The 14,661-nt window shown below is 72.3% G+C and carries 12 protein-coding genes and 1 riboswitch; of the genes, 1 reads left to right on the forward strand and 11 read right to left on the reverse strand.

The features are described 5' to 3' along the window. Window positions 1-88 precede the first annotated feature (88 nt). The 3 genes from ACFYM0_RS05965 to ACFYM0_RS05975 all read right to left on the reverse strand — a co-directional run bounded on the left by ACFYM0_RS05965 (window position 89) and on the right by ACFYM0_RS05975 (window position 3,305). Window positions 89-982 carry an SGNH/GDSL hydrolase family protein gene (locus ACFYM0_RS05965; RefSeq protein WP_388497036.1) on the reverse strand — a complete coding sequence of 298 codons (894 nt, stop codon included), beginning with the start codon at window positions 980-982 and terminating at the stop codon, window positions 89-91. Window positions 983-1,091: 109 nt separating this feature from the next. Further along, window positions 1,092-2,246, reverse strand: a complete 1,155-nt coding sequence (locus ACFYM0_RS05970; RefSeq protein WP_388497039.1) for a winged helix DNA-binding domain-containing protein — start codon at window positions 2,244-2,246, stop codon at window positions 1,092-1,094. 66 nt (window positions 2,247-2,312) lie between these two features. Beyond that, window positions 2,313-3,305 (reverse strand): LysM peptidoglycan-binding domain-containing M23 family metallopeptidase, encoded by a 993-nt coding sequence (locus ACFYM0_RS05975; protein WP_388497041.1) that lies wholly within the window; start codon window positions 3,303-3,305, stop codon window positions 2,313-2,315. A gap of 4 nt (window positions 3,306-3,309) precedes the next feature. Continuing rightward, a riboswitch (cyclic di-AMP (ydaO/yuaA leader) is annotated at window positions 3,310-3,504 on the reverse strand. A 345-nt stretch (window positions 3,505-3,849) separates the two neighbouring features. On the opposite strand from ACFYM0_RS05975, the gene ACFYM0_RS05980 reads away from it, so the two are divergent. Further along, window positions 3,850-4,671 carry a tyrosine-protein phosphatase gene (locus tag ACFYM0_RS05980; RefSeq protein WP_388497044.1) on the forward strand — a complete coding sequence of 274 codons (822 nt, stop codon included), beginning with the start codon at window positions 3,850-3,852 and terminating at the stop codon, window positions 4,669-4,671. A gap of 19 nt (window positions 4,672-4,690) precedes the next feature. Here ACFYM0_RS05980 and ACFYM0_RS05985 read toward each other — a convergent pair whose 3' ends face one another. From ACFYM0_RS05985 to hpnC, 8 genes are all read right to left on the reverse strand, one after another. Further along, a complete protein-coding gene (locus ACFYM0_RS05985) occupies window positions 4,691-6,073 on the reverse strand; it encodes an aspartate aminotransferase family protein (RefSeq protein WP_388497045.1) in 1,383 nt (460 codons plus the stop codon). Beyond that, window positions 6,070-7,104 carry an adenosyl-hopene transferase HpnH gene (hpnH, locus tag ACFYM0_RS05990; protein WP_388497046.1) on the reverse strand — a complete coding sequence of 345 codons (1,035 nt, stop codon included), beginning with the start codon at window positions 7,102-7,104 and terminating at the stop codon, window positions 6,070-6,072. The genes ACFYM0_RS05985 and hpnH overlap by 4 nt, the downstream gene beginning before the upstream one ends. A 5-nt stretch (window positions 7,105-7,109) precedes the next feature. Next, on the reverse strand, window positions 7,110-7,793 hold the full coding sequence (locus tag ACFYM0_RS05995; protein WP_388497047.1) for a 1-hydroxy-2-methyl-2-butenyl 4-diphosphate reductase: 684 nt from the start codon (window positions 7,791-7,793) through the stop codon (window positions 7,110-7,112). Continuing rightward, window positions 7,793-9,877, reverse strand: coding sequence for a squalene--hopene cyclase (gene shc, locus ACFYM0_RS06000; protein ID WP_388497050.1), 2,085 nt, complete (start codon window positions 9,875-9,877; stop codon window positions 7,793-7,795). Before shc ends, ACFYM0_RS05995 begins: the two co-directional genes overlap by 1 nt. Window positions 9,878-10,002: 125 nt before the next feature. After that, window positions 10,003-11,097: a polyprenyl synthetase family protein gene (locus ACFYM0_RS06005; RefSeq protein ID WP_388497705.1), complete on the reverse strand. Its 1,095-nt coding sequence runs from the start codon at window positions 11,095-11,097 to the stop codon at window positions 10,003-10,005. A 92-nt stretch (window positions 11,098-11,189) separates the two neighbouring features. Further along, window positions 11,190-12,563, reverse strand: coding sequence for a hydroxysqualene dehydroxylase HpnE (hpnE, locus tag ACFYM0_RS06010; RefSeq protein WP_388497053.1), 1,374 nt, complete (start codon window positions 12,561-12,563; stop codon window positions 11,190-11,192). Window positions 12,564-12,654: 91 nt separating this feature from the next. Further along, on the reverse strand, window positions 12,655-13,608 hold the full coding sequence (gene hpnD / locus ACFYM0_RS06015; protein WP_388497055.1) for a presqualene diphosphate synthase HpnD: 954 nt from the start codon (window positions 13,606-13,608) through the stop codon (window positions 12,655-12,657). 53 nt (window positions 13,609-13,661) lie between these two features. Continuing rightward, window positions 13,662-14,621 carry a squalene synthase HpnC gene (hpnC, locus tag ACFYM0_RS06020; protein ID WP_388497056.1) on the reverse strand — a complete coding sequence of 320 codons (960 nt, stop codon included), beginning with the start codon at window positions 14,619-14,621 and terminating at the stop codon, window positions 13,662-13,664. Window positions 14,622-14,661: the final 40 nt, after the last annotated feature.

The following is a 14,661-nucleotide window of genomic DNA, read 5'->3' on the forward strand; positions in this document are numbered from 1 at the left end:
CATCCCAACGCGCGACACTCCCCAAGGATTCCGTTACCCGGATCCGAACGCGCCCGGGGCCCCCTCCCGGCCCGCCCCCGCACCCCTTCTACAGCGGCAGCAGGTCCGGCCGCTTCGCCTCCATGTGGTCTCCGGAGGACTCCCCGCGCAGCCGTCGGCCGATCCAGGGCACCAGGTGCTCGCGCGCCCAGTGGATGTTGTCGCGGGTGGTGTCCACCGATCCGCGCGGGCGCATCGGCGGCCAGGGCTGGTCCGGGTCGGCCGGCGTGTCGAGGCCGAGCACCTGGGCGGCGCGCAGGGCCACCCGGGTGTGTCCCTCGGGCGAGAGGTGCAGCCGGTCGTCGTCCCAGGCCCGCCGGTCCTGTACCGATTTCAGCGACCAGAGGTCGAGTACGGGGCACTCGTACCGGTCGGCGATCGACCGGACGTGCGCGCTGAACGTCGCGATCTTGCCCCGCATGTGCTTGAGGACCGGCACGTCCCGGGTGTCGAAGCCGGTGGTGATCACGACCAGGCCTACGGATCCGGCGAGGTCGCGCACGGCCGCCTCGTACCGTTCGGCGACGTCGTCCGGATCGCTGCCGGGCCGGATGATGTCGTTGCCGCCCGCGCAGAAGGTCACCAGGTCGGGTGCGAGCTCCTTGGCCCGGGGGACCTGCTCGGCCACGATCTGGTCCAGCAGCCGGCCCCGTACGGCCAGGTTCGCGTAGCGGAACCCGCCGGAACCGGCGTACTCGCCGGGGTCACCCGACGCGCCGGACGCGCCCGCCCCGCCGGACGCCCCTGATTCTTCGTGTCGCTCCTCGCGCCGGTCGGCCAGGAGGACGGCCAGCCGGTCCGCCCAGCCGAGGAAGGTGCCCCCCGGTCCCGGGTCCCCCACGCCCTCGGTGAAACTGTCCCCGAGCGCCGCGTACGAGCCAATGGTCTTGGTCTTGGATGTCGTCGTCGCTGCCACGGGACCCCATACTTCACCGCGGATCATGACCTACGCGACCGTAGCCAGGGCCTTACGGACCGTGATCTTCACCACCCCCCGTGCGGGGAATAAGAAAGGTGGGACCGGGACCCCCCTCCGGTCCCGGCCCCACGGCTCAGACGAGCAACCGGGTCTCGGCGCTCGGCAGTTTGCTCCACCAGTGGCCGTACCGCCGGTAGACCTCCGGTTCGCGGTCGGCCAGGAAGGCCGTCAGCGCCCGGGCCTCGCCCGCGAGCGCCTCCCAGACCTCCTCCGGCAGGGAGTGGAAGGCGGTCGCCTCGATCCCGCCGCCGGGCCCGGCCGGGCGCCACACCCCGGCGACGTGCCCGTCGACCAGCAGGGTCGCCAGGGTGTCGCCGTTCATCCGCGCGACGAGCTTGCGGTACTGCGGCGGGACGATGCGGCTCCGGTCGGAGTACGCGAGCAGCACGCTGTCCCACATGGCCATCAGCCGGGGCGGCGCCGGCGTGTCCTGCGCCGGGCGCGGTGCGCCCCGGACGTCGAACAGCTCCTCCCCGTCCGGCCCCTCCAGCCGGTCGAGCCTCCCGGAGAGCTCCAGCGCCCGCAGCGCCTGGCGGACCCTGACCCGCTGGACCAGGGAGAACTGCGCCACGTCCGCCGCCGACGCCGGCCCGAACCCCTCCAGGTAGCGCAGGACCAGCGTCCGCAGGGATTCCTCCGCCGCCTCCGGGTCCGCCGGTACGGTGCGCGGCCGGCACGGGGGCGCGACGTAGGACGGCCGCTCCCCGAACGACCACGGCGCGGCGGTGGGCGCGTGCAGCAGCGGTGCGTACTGCCGCAGCCCCCACCAGGCTCCGGGCCGCGGCGCCACTCCCAGCCGCTGTCCGAGCCAGTCCTCGCACTCCGCCGTCGTACGGGGCCGGTCGGCGAAGTCCAGCAGCTGCGGCACGAGGAGGTCGGCGTCCGCGGCCGTCAGCCCGGAGTCCGTGAAACGGGTCCCGAGCCGGGCGGCCCGTACGGAGGGCTGCACGGCCTCCCGGAAGGCCGGGTAGTCCTCGGCGTGCACGGCGTGCAGGGTCAGCCGCATCAACGTCGACTTGACGACCTCGCGCCCCGTGAAGGCGGCGTCGAGGTCTGCCGGGTCGAAGCCGGCGAGCCGGTTCCACAGCGCGAGGTACGGCGAGGCGGCGTGCTGCGCCTGCAGGGCGACCACCCGGCGCACCGCGTCGCCCACGTCCATCGCCTCGCGCCCCAGCAGCAACTGCCGTGCGAGCGTGGAGCGGTTGAGCTCCCCGGCGCTGACCTTCATGCCATGACCGTCCCGTCCCCTGTCGGAACGGGCAGCCTAACCGGCACCTCCGACAGCGCCTCGGATTCAGATGCTGACGCCCTTGGACCGCAGGTAGGCCAGCGGGTCGATGTCCGAGCCGTACGAGGGACCGGTGCGGATCTCGAAGTGCAGGTGCGGGCCGGTCACGTTGCCCGTGGCACCGGAGAGGCCCAGGGTCTGCCCGGCGCTGACGCTCTGCCCGGTCGAGACGGAGAGCTGGGAGAGGTGCGCGTACTGGCTGTAATTGCCGTCCTCGTGCCGGATCACGACCTCGTTGCCGTACGCACCGCCCCAGCCGGCGGAGACCACGGTGCCGGCGCCGACCGCCTTGACGGTGGTGCCGGTGCTCGCGGTGAAGTCGACACCGGTGTGGTAGCCGCTGGACCACATGGAGCCGGCGGTCTTGTAGGCGGTGGACGGGCCGCCGCTGACCGGGGCGACGAAGCCGGTCGGCGCGGAGCCGCCCTGCTGCTTGGCGGGCACCTTGGCGGCGGGCACGGCCTCTTCGGAGGAATCCGACGAACCGGCAGAATCATCCGAAGCAGCGGAGCCGGAGGAATCCGATGAACCGGAAGAAGCGGAGTAAGCGGACTTCTTGGCCGGCTTCGGCGTTTCGGCCGGCGCGGACTCGGCCGCCGCGGCCGGAGCCGCGCCCTTCGCGCCGAGCGTGAGCTCGAGGCCCGGGTGGATCAGCGACGGGTCGGTGCCGACGGCCTCGAGGTTGTCCGCGTAGAGCTGCTCCCAGCCACCGGCGAGGTGCTGGCGCTCGGCGATCTTGGAGAGGTAGTCGCCCGGCACGACGGTGTAGACGGTGGGGGCGGCCTGCACGGCGGCGGGCGCGGCCGCGGCCCGGAAGGCCACGGCCTGCGGAGCCTGGACCGGAGCGGCGGCGGGCGCCGCGGCCGGGACACCCGCGGCATGGGCGCCGGTGGCGCCGAGCAGCGGAAGCGCGAGGGCCGCGCCACCGGTGCCCGCGACGGCGAACCCACGGGATATCGAGCGGGACTTGGGACGGCGGTGCTTACCCGTTCCGGACATGGCGAATTCCTCTCCGACGCCTGCGAGGTGAGCTGTCGGGTTCGGACTGGAGATGTCCGGCGGTGTATGTACCGGTGAACAGCACATGCACGGCTTCACCCCGAGCTGTCCCGTTGTAAAGATCCCGAAGGAGCTCCGGAACAGCGGCTTACCTGGTTCCCCCGCTCCTGCCGCGCGCGTGAATAGTCGGGTGCGGTTTCCGGACGGCGGCAGGATTAGGCGGTCCATCCGGATCGATCGCGAAGGTAATCGAGCCCGGCCGCAAGGAACAAGTCCCGAATTCCCCGATGGATTCCCAGTGATGATGGACCGACGGAATTACGGTCACCCTGTGTCCATTCCCCTCGCCCAACAGCCGTCCGGACAGGGGAATTCGCCATTCGCGATCAGACACTCACGGTCACCGTATGATCTGGCTCACGGGGACGTGTCCGATCTCGCCTCTCGCTATGGCAAGTTGGCCTCAAGTGGCGTAATTCGGACACGGGCGACGGCGAGCAACGAAGAGCGGCGACGACCGCACGGACGACACGGAGGAGCCCCTGTGACCCAGCAGATACCCCAGAGCGCCCACACCGATCCGGCAGCGCCCGAAGCGGCACTGACCGGAGTGCGCAACTTCCGCGACGTGGGCGGCTTGCCGACCACGGAGGGGCGAAGGGTCAAGTCGGGACGACTGTTCCGAAGCGGACATCTGGCGCATGCCACCGAAAGCGATGCGGAATTCCTCGGGTCGCTCGGACTGCACACCGTCTTCGACTTCCGCAACGGCGCCGACCACGCGCTGGAGGGGGCGGACGTCGAACTGCCCGGGGTGCTCAACGTCAACATTCCGCTGTCGGATCCGGCCGACGGAAGCGAGTTCTGGAAGATGGTCCGCGACGGGGACCTGGCGCAGCTCCGCGAGATCCTGGGCGAGGGCAAGGCCGCCGCGCGGATGTCCCGTTCGTACCGGACGATGATCCGGACCCGTACCGCCGAGCACAGCCGGGTCGTGCACGCGCTCGCCGAGGACAGCGTCCCGGCGCTGATGCACTGCGCCGCCGGGAAGGACCGGGCCGGCCTGTCGATCGCCGTCACCCTGCTCGCGCTGGGCGTCGAGCGGGAGGCGATCCTCGCGGACTACCTGGAGTCGAACGCCCCGCACAACCGCTACCGGGTCCGCCGGGGCAGCGACTCCCCCGAAGCCCGCGCCCCCGAGGTGATGGAGCTGCTCGCCCCGCTCTTCGACGCCCGCGCCCCGTATCTGACCACGGCCTTCGACACCATCGACGAGGAGTGGGGCGGGGTGGAGCGCTACCTCGCCGAGGGCCTCGGGCTCACGCCCGAGACCCTCGACAGGCTCCGGGGCCGGCTGCTGGACTGACGCCCCACGAGGTGGGCCGTCAGCGGTTCGCGACGGCCTGCCTCACCAGTGTCCGGCCGAAGTCCCACATCAGCGCGCCGCCTCCGTGGGCCTCGTCCATGACCGCGCGGAAGGCGCCGACGAACCGGTCGACGTCCGCCTCGTTCACGATCAGGGGCGGGATCAGCTTGATCACCTCCAGGTGGTCGCCGGAGACCTGCGTGAGGATCCGGTGCTTCTGCAGCAGCGGTACCACCACCATCTGCGCGAACAGGCCCTTGCGCGCCGCCTGCAGCATGCTCCAGCGGCTCCGCAGCCCCAGCGAGGACGGCCGGCCGAATTCGATGCCGATCATCAGCCCGCGCCCCCGTACCTCGTGGAGCAGTTCGTACTCGTCCACGAGCGCGGCGAGCCGGCCGCGCAGCAGGTCGCCCATCGCGCGGGCGCCCGCCACCACCTGCTCGTCCTCCATGACGGACAGGACGGCGAGCCCGGCCGCCATCGCCTGCGCGTTGGAGCCGAAGCTGGCGGAGTGGACGAGCACCCGGTCCATGGAGGAGTAGACCTTCTTGAAGATCCAGTCCTTGCCCAGGGTCGCACCGACGGGCACGTAGCCGCCGGAGAGCGCCTTGGCCACGCAGACCAGGTCCGGTTCGACTCCGGCCTCGTGCTGGTAGGCGTAGAAGTCGCCGGTCCGCCCGAGGCCGGTCTGCACCTCGTCCGCGATCAGCAGTGCTCCCCGCCGGTGCAGCAGCTCCTGCGCGGCGAGCAGGAACCCGGGCGGGGCGGCGAGCACCCCCTTGCCCTGGATCGGCTCGACCACGAAGGCCGCGACGTCGCCCTTCTTCAGCTCCCGCTCCAGCGCGGCCAAGTCCCCGAGGGCGACCTTGGTGTCCGGCAGCAGCGGCGCGAACCCGTCGCGGAAGCCGGCCTCGCCGTTGACCGAGAGCGAGCCCGTGGTGAGCCCGTGGAAGGCGTGGTCGCAGTAGAGGACTCTGGGGCGCCCGGTGGCGTACCGGGCGAACTTCAGGGCGGTCTCCACCGCCTCGGTGCCGCTGTTGCCGAAGAAGACCCGGTCCAGGTGCGGACTGTGGGAGAGCAGCTTCTCGGCCAGCAGCCCGGGCAGCGGCTGGCAGTCGAAGCGGGTCAGGTCGGCGAGCTGAGCGTCCAGCACGTCGTGCAGGGCTTGTCTGACCACCGGATGGTGGCGGCCCAGGCCCATCACTCCGAAGCCGGCCAGCATGTCGAGGTAGTCGTTGCCCTCGGCGTCCCAGAAGTGGGCTCCTTCGGCCCGCTCGTAGACCTTGTCGAAGCCGATGGTGTGCAGCATCCGGGGCAGCTGGTGGTTGAGGTGGCGGGCGTGCAGTTCGTACCGCTCGCCACCCCTCTCGGCCAGCAGGGCGCCGAGATCGAAGCCGGTCATGCCGACTTGTCCCGGTTCCCGCCCCCCACGGTCTCGCGGACCGCCCGCAGCGACTCCTTCAGCGACCCCATGGTGGCCAGGACGGCCGTGGGCTCGTACCCGCAGTGCGCCATGCAGTTCGCGCAGCGCGGGTCCTTCCCTCGGCCGTACTTGCTCCAGTCGGTTTCCTCGATCAGTTCCCGGTACGTGGGCACGTACCCGTCGCTCATCAGATAGCAGGGGCGCTGCCACCCGAAGAGCGAGTAATTCGGAATGGCCCAGGCGGTGCAGGGGAAATCGGCTTTGCCTTCCAGGAAGTCCAGGAAGAGCGGGGAGTGGTTGAGCCGCCAGCGCCGCCGGTTGCCGCCCGCGAAGGCCTTCTTGAAGAGTTCGCGGGTCTGTTCGACGCCGAGGAAGTGCTCCTGGTCGGGTGCCTTTTCGTAGGCGTAGGCCGGCGAGATCATCATCTCGTCCACCTGGAGATCGTCATTGAGGTAGTTCAGGACCTCGATGATGGTCTGCGGGGTGTCGGTGTTGAAGAAGGTGGAGTTGGTCGTCACCCGGAATCCGCGCTTCTTCGCCTCCTTGATGGCCTCGACCGCCTCGTCGAAGACGCCTTCCTTCGCCACCGACTCGTCGTGGCGCTCGCGCAGACCGTCGATGTGCACGGCGAAGGCGAAGTACGGGGAGGGCGTGAACTTCTCGATCTTCTTGCGGAGCAGCATCGCGTTGGTGCAGAGGAATACGTACTTCCGCTTCGCCACCAACTGGCGCACGATCTCGTCGATCTGCGGGTGCATCAAGGGCTCGCCGCCCGCGATGGACACCATCGGCGCGCCCGATTCCAGCACGGCGCCCACCGCCTGGGCCACGGGCATGCGCTGCTTGAGCACCCCGGCCGGGTGCTGGATCTTCCCGCACCCCTCGCAGGCCAGGTTGCAGGCGTACAGCGGTTCCAGCTCGACGATCAGCGGGAACTTCTCACGCTTGCGGAGCTTCTGTTCGAGCAGGTACGTCCCGACCCTGATGGTCTGTCGCAGTGGCATGGCCATCTGGCTCACCTCCTGGGGAGCAGCAAAGAACGGTGCCATTCATAAAACGCGGGCAGTACGGCACGCAGTACGCGAAAGGCCGATATTCCCCCGCGAACGGTGCCGATACGGACGAGCTCATGCTCCGGAGCGTCCACGATCACCCGGACGGCCGCAACCGGACGGTCCCGGGCTCCCGGGGCGCTCCCGCCCCGGGTCGCGGTCCACAGGGTGGCGGCCGATTCCATGTCGACCCCGATGGCGCCGCCGGCGCGCAGCTGCGCGCGCTCCTGGCCCCGGACGACGTGGTCGGATCCGGTCAGTGCACCGAGGTGTACGGTCCGGCCGGGTACGGCCCGGGCCAGCGCCTCGGCGAGCAGGGCGGTACCGGCGCAGGCGACCGTGCCGCGCGGGTCCCGGGTCTCCTCGGCGACGATCAGGTCGCCGGGGCTCATGCCGGGCAGCAGCCCGGCGCAGAATCCGGTGGCGAGCACGGCGGCGCCGTGCAGCTCCGGCTCGGCCAGCTTCCGGCCCACGGCGCGCTCGGCCGCGCGCGGGCCCATGCCGGTGCGCAGGACCTCGTACCGCTCGGGCGCGCCCCGTTCCCGGCCGCCCCGGTACGGGGCGCTGCGCAGGGCGGTCCGTTCGATGCGCAGTGCGCAGGCGATCAGCAGCGGCGGCGGGGTCGCCTCGGCGGCGGGGCCGGCCATCAGGCCTCCCCGGGGGACGGGGCCGCGTGCGGGAGGGCTGCGGGATCCGCGTACCGCCCGCCCGGGCCGAACGGTTCTCCGTGCAGGTAGCGGCCGAGCGCGGTGAGCGGGAAGACCTGGCGGTACAGGTGGTAGTTGATGGAGAAGTCCCAGGGGAAGCCGGTGCCGGTGAAGTACGGCTCGTCCCAGGTTCCGTCGGAGCGCTGGGTGGAGACGAGGTAGTCGATCCCCCGTTCCACGGCGGGCGCGTCGCGCTCCCCGGCCGACAGCAGGGCCATCAGCGCCCACGCCGTCTGCGAGGCGGTCGAGGCGCCCTTCCCCGCCCAGGACGGATCCTGGTAGGAGCGCTGGTCCTCGCCCCATCCACCGTCCTCGTTCTGTACGGATTCCAGCCAGTGCACGGCCCGCCGGATCGCGGGGTGCGAGGAGGAGAAGCCTGCGGCGGTCAGGGCCGGGATCACGGACCCGGTCCCGTAGACGTAGTTGGTGCCCCAGCGGCCGAACCAGCCGCCGTTCGGGTCCTGTTCGGCGAGGAGCCAGGCGATGCCGCGCCGGGTCCGCGCGTCGCCCGCACGGCCCTCGACGGCGAGCATCTCCACCACGTGGGCGGTGACGTCGGCCGAGGGCGGGTCGATGACCTCGCCGAAGTCGCAGAAGGGCAGCTTGTTGGGGAAGGGGCTGGTGTTGTCGGCGTCGAAGGCGCCCCAGGCGCCGTTCTTCGACTGCATGCCGAGGTTCCAGGACACTCCCCGGGCGATGGCCCCCTCCAGCCGTGCCGCGTCGGGGTGCTTGATCCGGCGCAGGGCGAGGACGACCTCGGCGGTGTCGTCGATATCGGGGTAGTTGTCGTTGTGGAACTCGAACGCCCAGCCGCCCGGGGCCAGTCCGGGCCGGCGCACGGCCCAGTCCCCGCTGCGCACGATCTCCTCGCCGAGCATCCAGTCGGCGGCCTTGACCAGGGCCGGGTGGTCGGGACGCAGCCCCGCGTCGGCCAGGGCGATGGCCGCGAGGCAGGTGTCCCAGACCGGGGACTGGCAGGCCTCGATCATGCGGGCGCCGTCCGCGCGCCAGACGGCGAAGCGGTCCAGTGACTCCAGTCCGGCGCGCATCACCGGGTGCCGGAGGTCGTAGCCGAGCAGGTGCAGGGCGATGACGGAGTACACGGCGGGCGGCTGGATGCCGCCCCAGCAGCCGTCGTTCTCCTGCCGTTCCACGATCCAGCGGCCGGCGCTCGCCATGGCCGCCGCGCGCAGCCGGCGCGGGGCGAACCGGCGGTAGACGTGCAGGGCCTTGTCCATGCGCTGGAAGGCGCCGCCCCAACTGGTCAGCGGAGCGAGCTTCTTGACGGGGTACGGCGTCCGCGCGTCGGTGTGCAGTTCGTCCAGGGCGAAGGGGGCCGGGCGGACCGGGCGCAGGGCGGAGACCACGGTGAGCGGGACGATCGTCTGCCGGGCCCAGCAGCCGAAGTCGTAGATGTTCAGCGGCACCCAGGGCGGCAGGAACAGCAGTTCGGGCGGGAGTTCGGGCAGGTGGTCCCAGCTCCACCAGCCGAACAGCGCCAGCCAGATGCGGGTGAACACGCGGGCTCCCGCGACTCCCCCGTGGGCCCGGATCCACGCCGAGGCGCGGGCCATGTGCGGGGCGTCGGGCGCGTCTCCGGCGAGGCGCAGGGCCACGTAGGCCTCGATGGTGGCGGAGAGGTCGCAGGGGCCGCCGTGGAAGGTGGCCCAGGTGCCGTCGTCCTGTTGCTCTCCGCGGATGAACAGGGCCGCGGCCCGGGTGGTGGCCTCGTCCCTGATGCCGAGGAACTGGCGCAGCAACAAGTCCTCGGCGTCCATGGTGACGTTGGTCTCCAGGTCGCCCTTCCACCAGCCGGCCGGGTCCTGCCGCCCGAGCAGGTCCCGGACCGCCCGCTCGGTGGCCTCACGGACCCCGCGCACCCCGGCGGGGCCGGGGTCCGGTCCGGCTCCCGGAGCAGGGCCGGCTCCGGGAGCCGGGCCCGGCGGCCCGGCTCCGGGCCCGGGAACGGGTTCGTTCGGGTCGGCGCCGCAGGCACTGGCGCCGCCGTCGGTCGTCGCAGTCATGGCTTCCCCTTTGCGTGCAGTGTCCTCTGCTGTCATCCGCTGTACTGGGGGCCGCCGTCGGCCGGTACTACTGGCAGGAAGTACCGGCCGGCGACTCGCGATTCATATGCGCGTACGGGTGGCGATCACCTCTTGCGCACGACGACGAAGTCGGCGAGCGCCACGAGCTGGTCGCGCACGCGCTGGTCCATGTCCACGTCGTCGAGGGCCTTGATGGCAATCTCGTACTGGCGGCGCGCCTCGTCGGCGGTCCACCGGCGGCCGCCGGCGGCCTCGATGAGAGCGGCGCGGGCCGCGAACTCCTCCTCGGAGAAGTTCTCGAAGTCGTTGCTCTTGGCATCGGCGGCGAGCAGCTCGGTGAGTTCCTCACTGGCCGGTCCGCCGGCGGCGAGGGCGGCGACGACGGGCAGCGACTTCTTGCGCTGGCGCAGGTCGCTCCAGGTCTGCTTGCCGGTGGACTCCGGGTCGCCCCAGATGCCCAGGAGGTCGTCGACGGCCTGGAAGGCGAGGCCGAGGTGGTAGCCGTATTCCTCCAGCTTGTCGGCCGTACGGTCGTCCGCGCCGCCGAGCACGGCGCCGATGGAGACCGCGCAGGCGAGCAGGGCACCGGTCTTGTTGCCCTCCATCTCCAGGCACTCTTCGACGGTGACGCTCTCGCGGTGCTCGTAGGAGATGTCCTGGGCCTGTCCGTCGATGAGCTTGCGGCTCGCCGTGGTCAGGCGGCGCGCCGCGCGGCCGGCCTCGACCGTGCCGAGCTCCAGGAGCACCTCGTTGGCCAGGGCGAACAGCGCGTCGCCGACCAGGATCGCGAGGGCGGGTCCGTGGACCTTCCACACCGTGTCGCGGTGGCGGCGCTGCTCGTCGCCGTCCATCAGGTCGTCGTGCAGCAGCGAGAAGTTGTGGACGAGCTCGACGGCGACGGCGCCGGGGATGCCGACCTCGGCGGCGGCGCCGGCGGCCTCCGCCGAAAGCAGCGCGAGGGCGGGGCGGACGGCCTTGCCGCCGTCGCCGTCCGCCGGGTTGCCGTGGGCGTCGATCCAGCCGAAGTGGTAGGCGGCGACGGTGTCCATGGGCGCGGCGAGCCGGTCCACGGCGGCGCGGAGCACGGGCGTCGAGAGCGTACGGCCTCGTTCGAGGAGGGCGAGCGTGTCCGCCTTCTCCCCGCCGGCCGGGCCCGCACTGGCGTCCGTGTTCTCGACGGCCGGATTCCCCGGGTTCACTGGCTCTCCTCTGGTTCCTGTACGTACTGCGGTGCGTGATGCGGTGGTGCCGGTCGTGCCGGTACCGGTGGCGCCGACGGTGCCGGTGGTGGTCATACCGCCTCCTGCAAGGGGTGTTCGCGGTGGCGGCCCAGCGGGACGAGCGCGGCATGGGCCGCGCTCAGTCCGCTGCGGACGGCGCTCTCCATGGTCGCGGGCCAACCCGTCGCGGTCCACGCACCGGCGAGGAAGAGCCCCGGCGTGTCGGTCCGGGGTCCGGGCCGCAGCCGTCCGACGCCGGGAGTGGGGGCGAAGGTCGCGGTGCGCTCCCGGGTGACGAAGAAGTCGCGCACCTTGGCTCCGCGCGCGGCGGGCAGCAGCCGTTCCAGCTCGGGCAGGTACTTGGCGCGCAGGACCGAGACGGGTTCGTCGATGTCCTCGTGGGCGACCGACTGGGACAGCGCCAGGTACTGGCCGCCGTCGGGCAGTCCGGACGAGTCGGTGCGGTCGAAGACCCACTGGACCGGGGAGCCCAGAGCGGCGAAGAAGGGCTGCTTGAGCACCTTGCGGTCGTACACGACGTGCACGTTGAGGATCGGCGCGGTGCCGATGTCGAGCAGCTTGTCGGGGTCGGCGAGCGCTCCGGCGGGCAGCAGCCCGTGCGCCTCGCGCTGCGGGACGGCCAGCACGACGGTGCCGGCGTCGAAGGACCCGCCCTCGGTGGTCACCCGCCAACCGTCCTGCGGGGTACGGGAGATGTCGGTGACCCGGGTGCGCAGTTCGGTGCGCACCCCGGCGGCGTCCAGGGCCTTGCGGGCCAGGGTGTCGTGCAGGTCGCCGAGCGGTACGCGGGCCCAGCCGATGTCGGCCGCGCCGTTCTCGGAGAGCAGGCCGGTCTTGAAGACCATGGCGGCCAGGCCCAGCGAGGACTGCCCGGCGGTGGCGTTGAGGGTGGCGATGCCGACGAGGTCCCACAGCGCCTCGATGGTGCGCGGGGACTGGCCGTACCGGCCGAGCCAGGTCGCGAAGTCCACGCCGTCGAGGGCCGGGTCGGCGGGGTCGAGGCGGCGCAGCGCGAGCGCGGCGCGCCCGACGGACGCCCGCTCGGCGAGCGAGAGGTGCGGGTACCGGGCCAGCGAGCCGGCCAGGTGCAGCGGTACGGGCAGGGCGCTGCGGCGCAGCCGGCCGAGCCGGGGGCCGCCGGGGTGGGCGACGTCGAGCACGGGTACGTCGAGCCGGTCCTGCAGGGGCGCCAGGCCGGCGCCGTCGACGCGGTCGAGGAACCACCGGTAGGCGGTGCAGCAGCGCAGGTAGACGTGCTGGCCGTTGTCGACGGTCAGCTCGCCGCGCTTGAAGGAGAACGCCAGGCCGCCGAGGCGGGGCCGGCCCTCCAGCAGGGTCACCCGCAGGCCCGCGTCGGCGAGTTCCAGCGCGGTGGTGACGCCGGCGAGCCCGCCGCCGACTACCACGGCGTGGTGCGCGGTCATGCGTCCTCCTCTGTCGCTCCCACAGACGCCGCCGGGCGCTGCGGGGTTGCTCCCGTCCGCCCCTGCGGCACGGCTCGCCGGCCCGCCGTCATCAGAGCCGCCTCCTGGTGCTCTGGCGCGCGATGGTCCGCGCGTCCAGGCCGGAGAGGCCGCGGACGGCCACGTACGCCTTCTCGTGCGGCGGCAGCGAGACCCGGCCGCGGAGCACCGCCTCCGGCTCGCGCTCGATGCGGTCGAGGAGGCGCCGGTAGATGCCGGCCATGGCCGCGACGCAGGCGCCGCTGCGCCGGTCGAGCAGGGGCAGCAGCCGGTAGCCCTCCACGAACAGGGCGCGGGCGCGCCGCACTTCGTGGTGGACGAGTCCGGCGAAGTCGGAGCCGCTGGGCATCCGCTCGCTGCCGAAGCCGTCCGAGCAGCCGAACTTGGCGAGGTCCTCGGCGGGCAGGTAGGTCCGGCCGTTGCCCGCGTCCTCGCGAACGTCCCGCAGGATGTTGGTGAGTTGCAGGGCGAGACCGAGGGTGTCGGCGTACTCGCCCGCCCGTGCCGCGTCGTGCGCGCCGGAGCCGGCCGTGCCGCCGGAGGTGCCGAACACGCCGAGCGAGAGCCGGCCGATGGCCCCGGCCACGCAGCGGCAGTAGACCTTGAGGTCGTCCCAGGTCTCGTACGTCTCGCCGCGGACGTCCATGAGGACGCCGTCGATGAGTTCGTCGAGCCCTTCGAGGGGGATCGGGAAGCGGCGCGAGGCGTGCGCGAGGGCGACCGCGACCGGGTCGGTGTCGTCCTCGTCGATCTCCTCGGCGCGGATCCGGCCGAGCAGGGTGCGGGTCTCCTCCAGCCGGGTCAGCTTGACCTCCGGCGGCAGCGTGCCGTCGCCGATGTCGTCGACCCGCCGGGAGAAGGCGTACAGCGCGGACATCGCCTGCCGCTTGTCCGCGGGCAGCAGCCGGATGCCGTAGGCGAAGTTGCGCGCCTGCGATCCGGTCACGGCCTCGCAGTAGCTGTAGGCGGCGGAAACCGGTGAAGACATTGCAGCCGGTGCGGACATCGCTGTCGGCGCGTCCGGTGCGGACGCGTGTGTGGGGCCCTCCACGGTCGGGCTCACCCCTTTCTCGGCGCTGTGCGCAGGACGGTGGCCACTTCACGGAGCAGGCCGCTCTTGGTGGCCTTGGGCGGGCCGGGAAGGACGTCGAAGCCGGCGGCGGTGACGGCTCGCAGGGCGGCGCGTCCTCCTCCCACGAAGCCCGCGAGCAGCAGCCGGAGCCTTCCGTGGACGCTGCCCACGAGCGGTGTTCCTTCGTCGAGGAGTTCCCGCGCCCGTTCGGTTTCGAAGGCGACGAGGGCGCGTACGGACGCCCCCGCGGACGGGGCCTTCAGGTCGGTCTCGGTGACGTGGAAGCGGCGCATGTCCTCGCCCGGGAGGTAGATCCGGTCCCGGGCGAGGTCCTCGGCGACGTCCTGGAGGTGTTCGGCGATCTGCAGGGCGGTGCAGACGGCGTCGGAGCGGCGGATCCGCTCGGGGGTGCTGGTGCCGGTGAGGTCGAGGACGAGGCGGCCCACCGGGTTGGCGGACAGCTCGCAGTAGCCGAGGAGGTCGCCGTACGTCGCGTAGCGCGCGACCCGCTGGTCCTGGCGGTTGGCTTCGATGAGACCGAGAAACGATTCGGGAGTGAGCCCGTGGGTGCGCACGACGGGCTGCAGGGCCAGCATCAGCGGGTGGCGCGGAGGCCCGTCGGTGCCGCCGAAGACGCGTCCGAGGTCGGCTTCGAGGGCGTCGAGCATCGCGGGCCGGTCGTCCGCGGCGGCGGGGTCGAGACCGAGCAGCACGGCGTCCTGTCCGCCCGGGGCGAGGTCGCCGTCGCCGATGTCGTCGACCAGGCGGGCATACCCGTAGACCGCCATCAGGCCCTCGCGCCAGGCGCGGGGCAGGAAGGCGGGGGCGACGGGGAAGTTCTCGGAGCGCGCCTTGCCGAGGGTGGTGGCGCCCGGGTGGACGGGGAAGGAGGCGGAGGCGTCGGGCTGCTCGTGCGGCCGGGGGCTGGTGCCGTGCCCCGGGGTCACCGCCCGCCGCCCGCGGGGACGGCCGTCGTGCCTGGGGGCC

Origin of the sequence: Streptomyces sp. NPDC006487 (assembly GCF_042870555.1) — a bacterium.
Lineage (GTDB): Bacteria > Actinomycetota > Actinomycetes > Streptomycetales > Streptomycetaceae > Streptomyces.

Excerpts from the sequence above, each read along its gene's own strand:
- ACFYM0_RS05965 (WP_388497036.1), bottom strand. The coding sequence starts at position 982 with ATGATCCGCGGTGAAGTATGGGGTCCCGTGGCAGCGACGACGACATCC.
- ACFYM0_RS05970 (WP_388497039.1), bottom strand. The coding sequence starts at position 2,246 with ATGAAGGTCAGCGCCGGGGAGCTCAACCGCTCCACGCTCGCACGGCAG.
- ACFYM0_RS05975 (WP_388497041.1), bottom strand. The coding sequence starts at position 3,305 with ATGTCCGGAACGGGTAAGCACCGCCGTCCCAAGTCCCGCTCGATATCC.
- ACFYM0_RS05985 (WP_388497045.1), bottom strand. The coding sequence starts at position 6,073 with ATGACCGGCTTCGATCTCGGCGCCCTGCTGGCCGAGAGGGGTGGCGAG.
- hpnH (WP_388497046.1), bottom strand. The coding sequence starts at position 7,104 with ATGGCCATGCCACTGCGACAGACCATCAGGGTCGGGACGTACCTGCTC.
- ACFYM0_RS05995 (WP_388497047.1), bottom strand. The coding sequence starts at position 7,793 with ATGGCCGGCCCCGCCGCCGAGGCGACCCCGCCGCCGCTGCTGATCGCC.
- shc (WP_388497050.1), bottom strand. The coding sequence starts at position 9,877 with ATGACTGCGACGACCGACGGCGGCGCCAGTGCCTGCGGCGCCGACCCG.
- hpnE (WP_388497053.1), bottom strand. The coding sequence starts at position 12,563 with ATGACCGCGCACCACGCCGTGGTAGTCGGCGGCGGGCTCGCCGGCGTC.
- hpnD (WP_388497055.1), bottom strand. The coding sequence starts at position 13,608 with ATGTCCGCACCGGCTGCAATGTCTTCACCGGTTTCCGCCGCCTACAGC.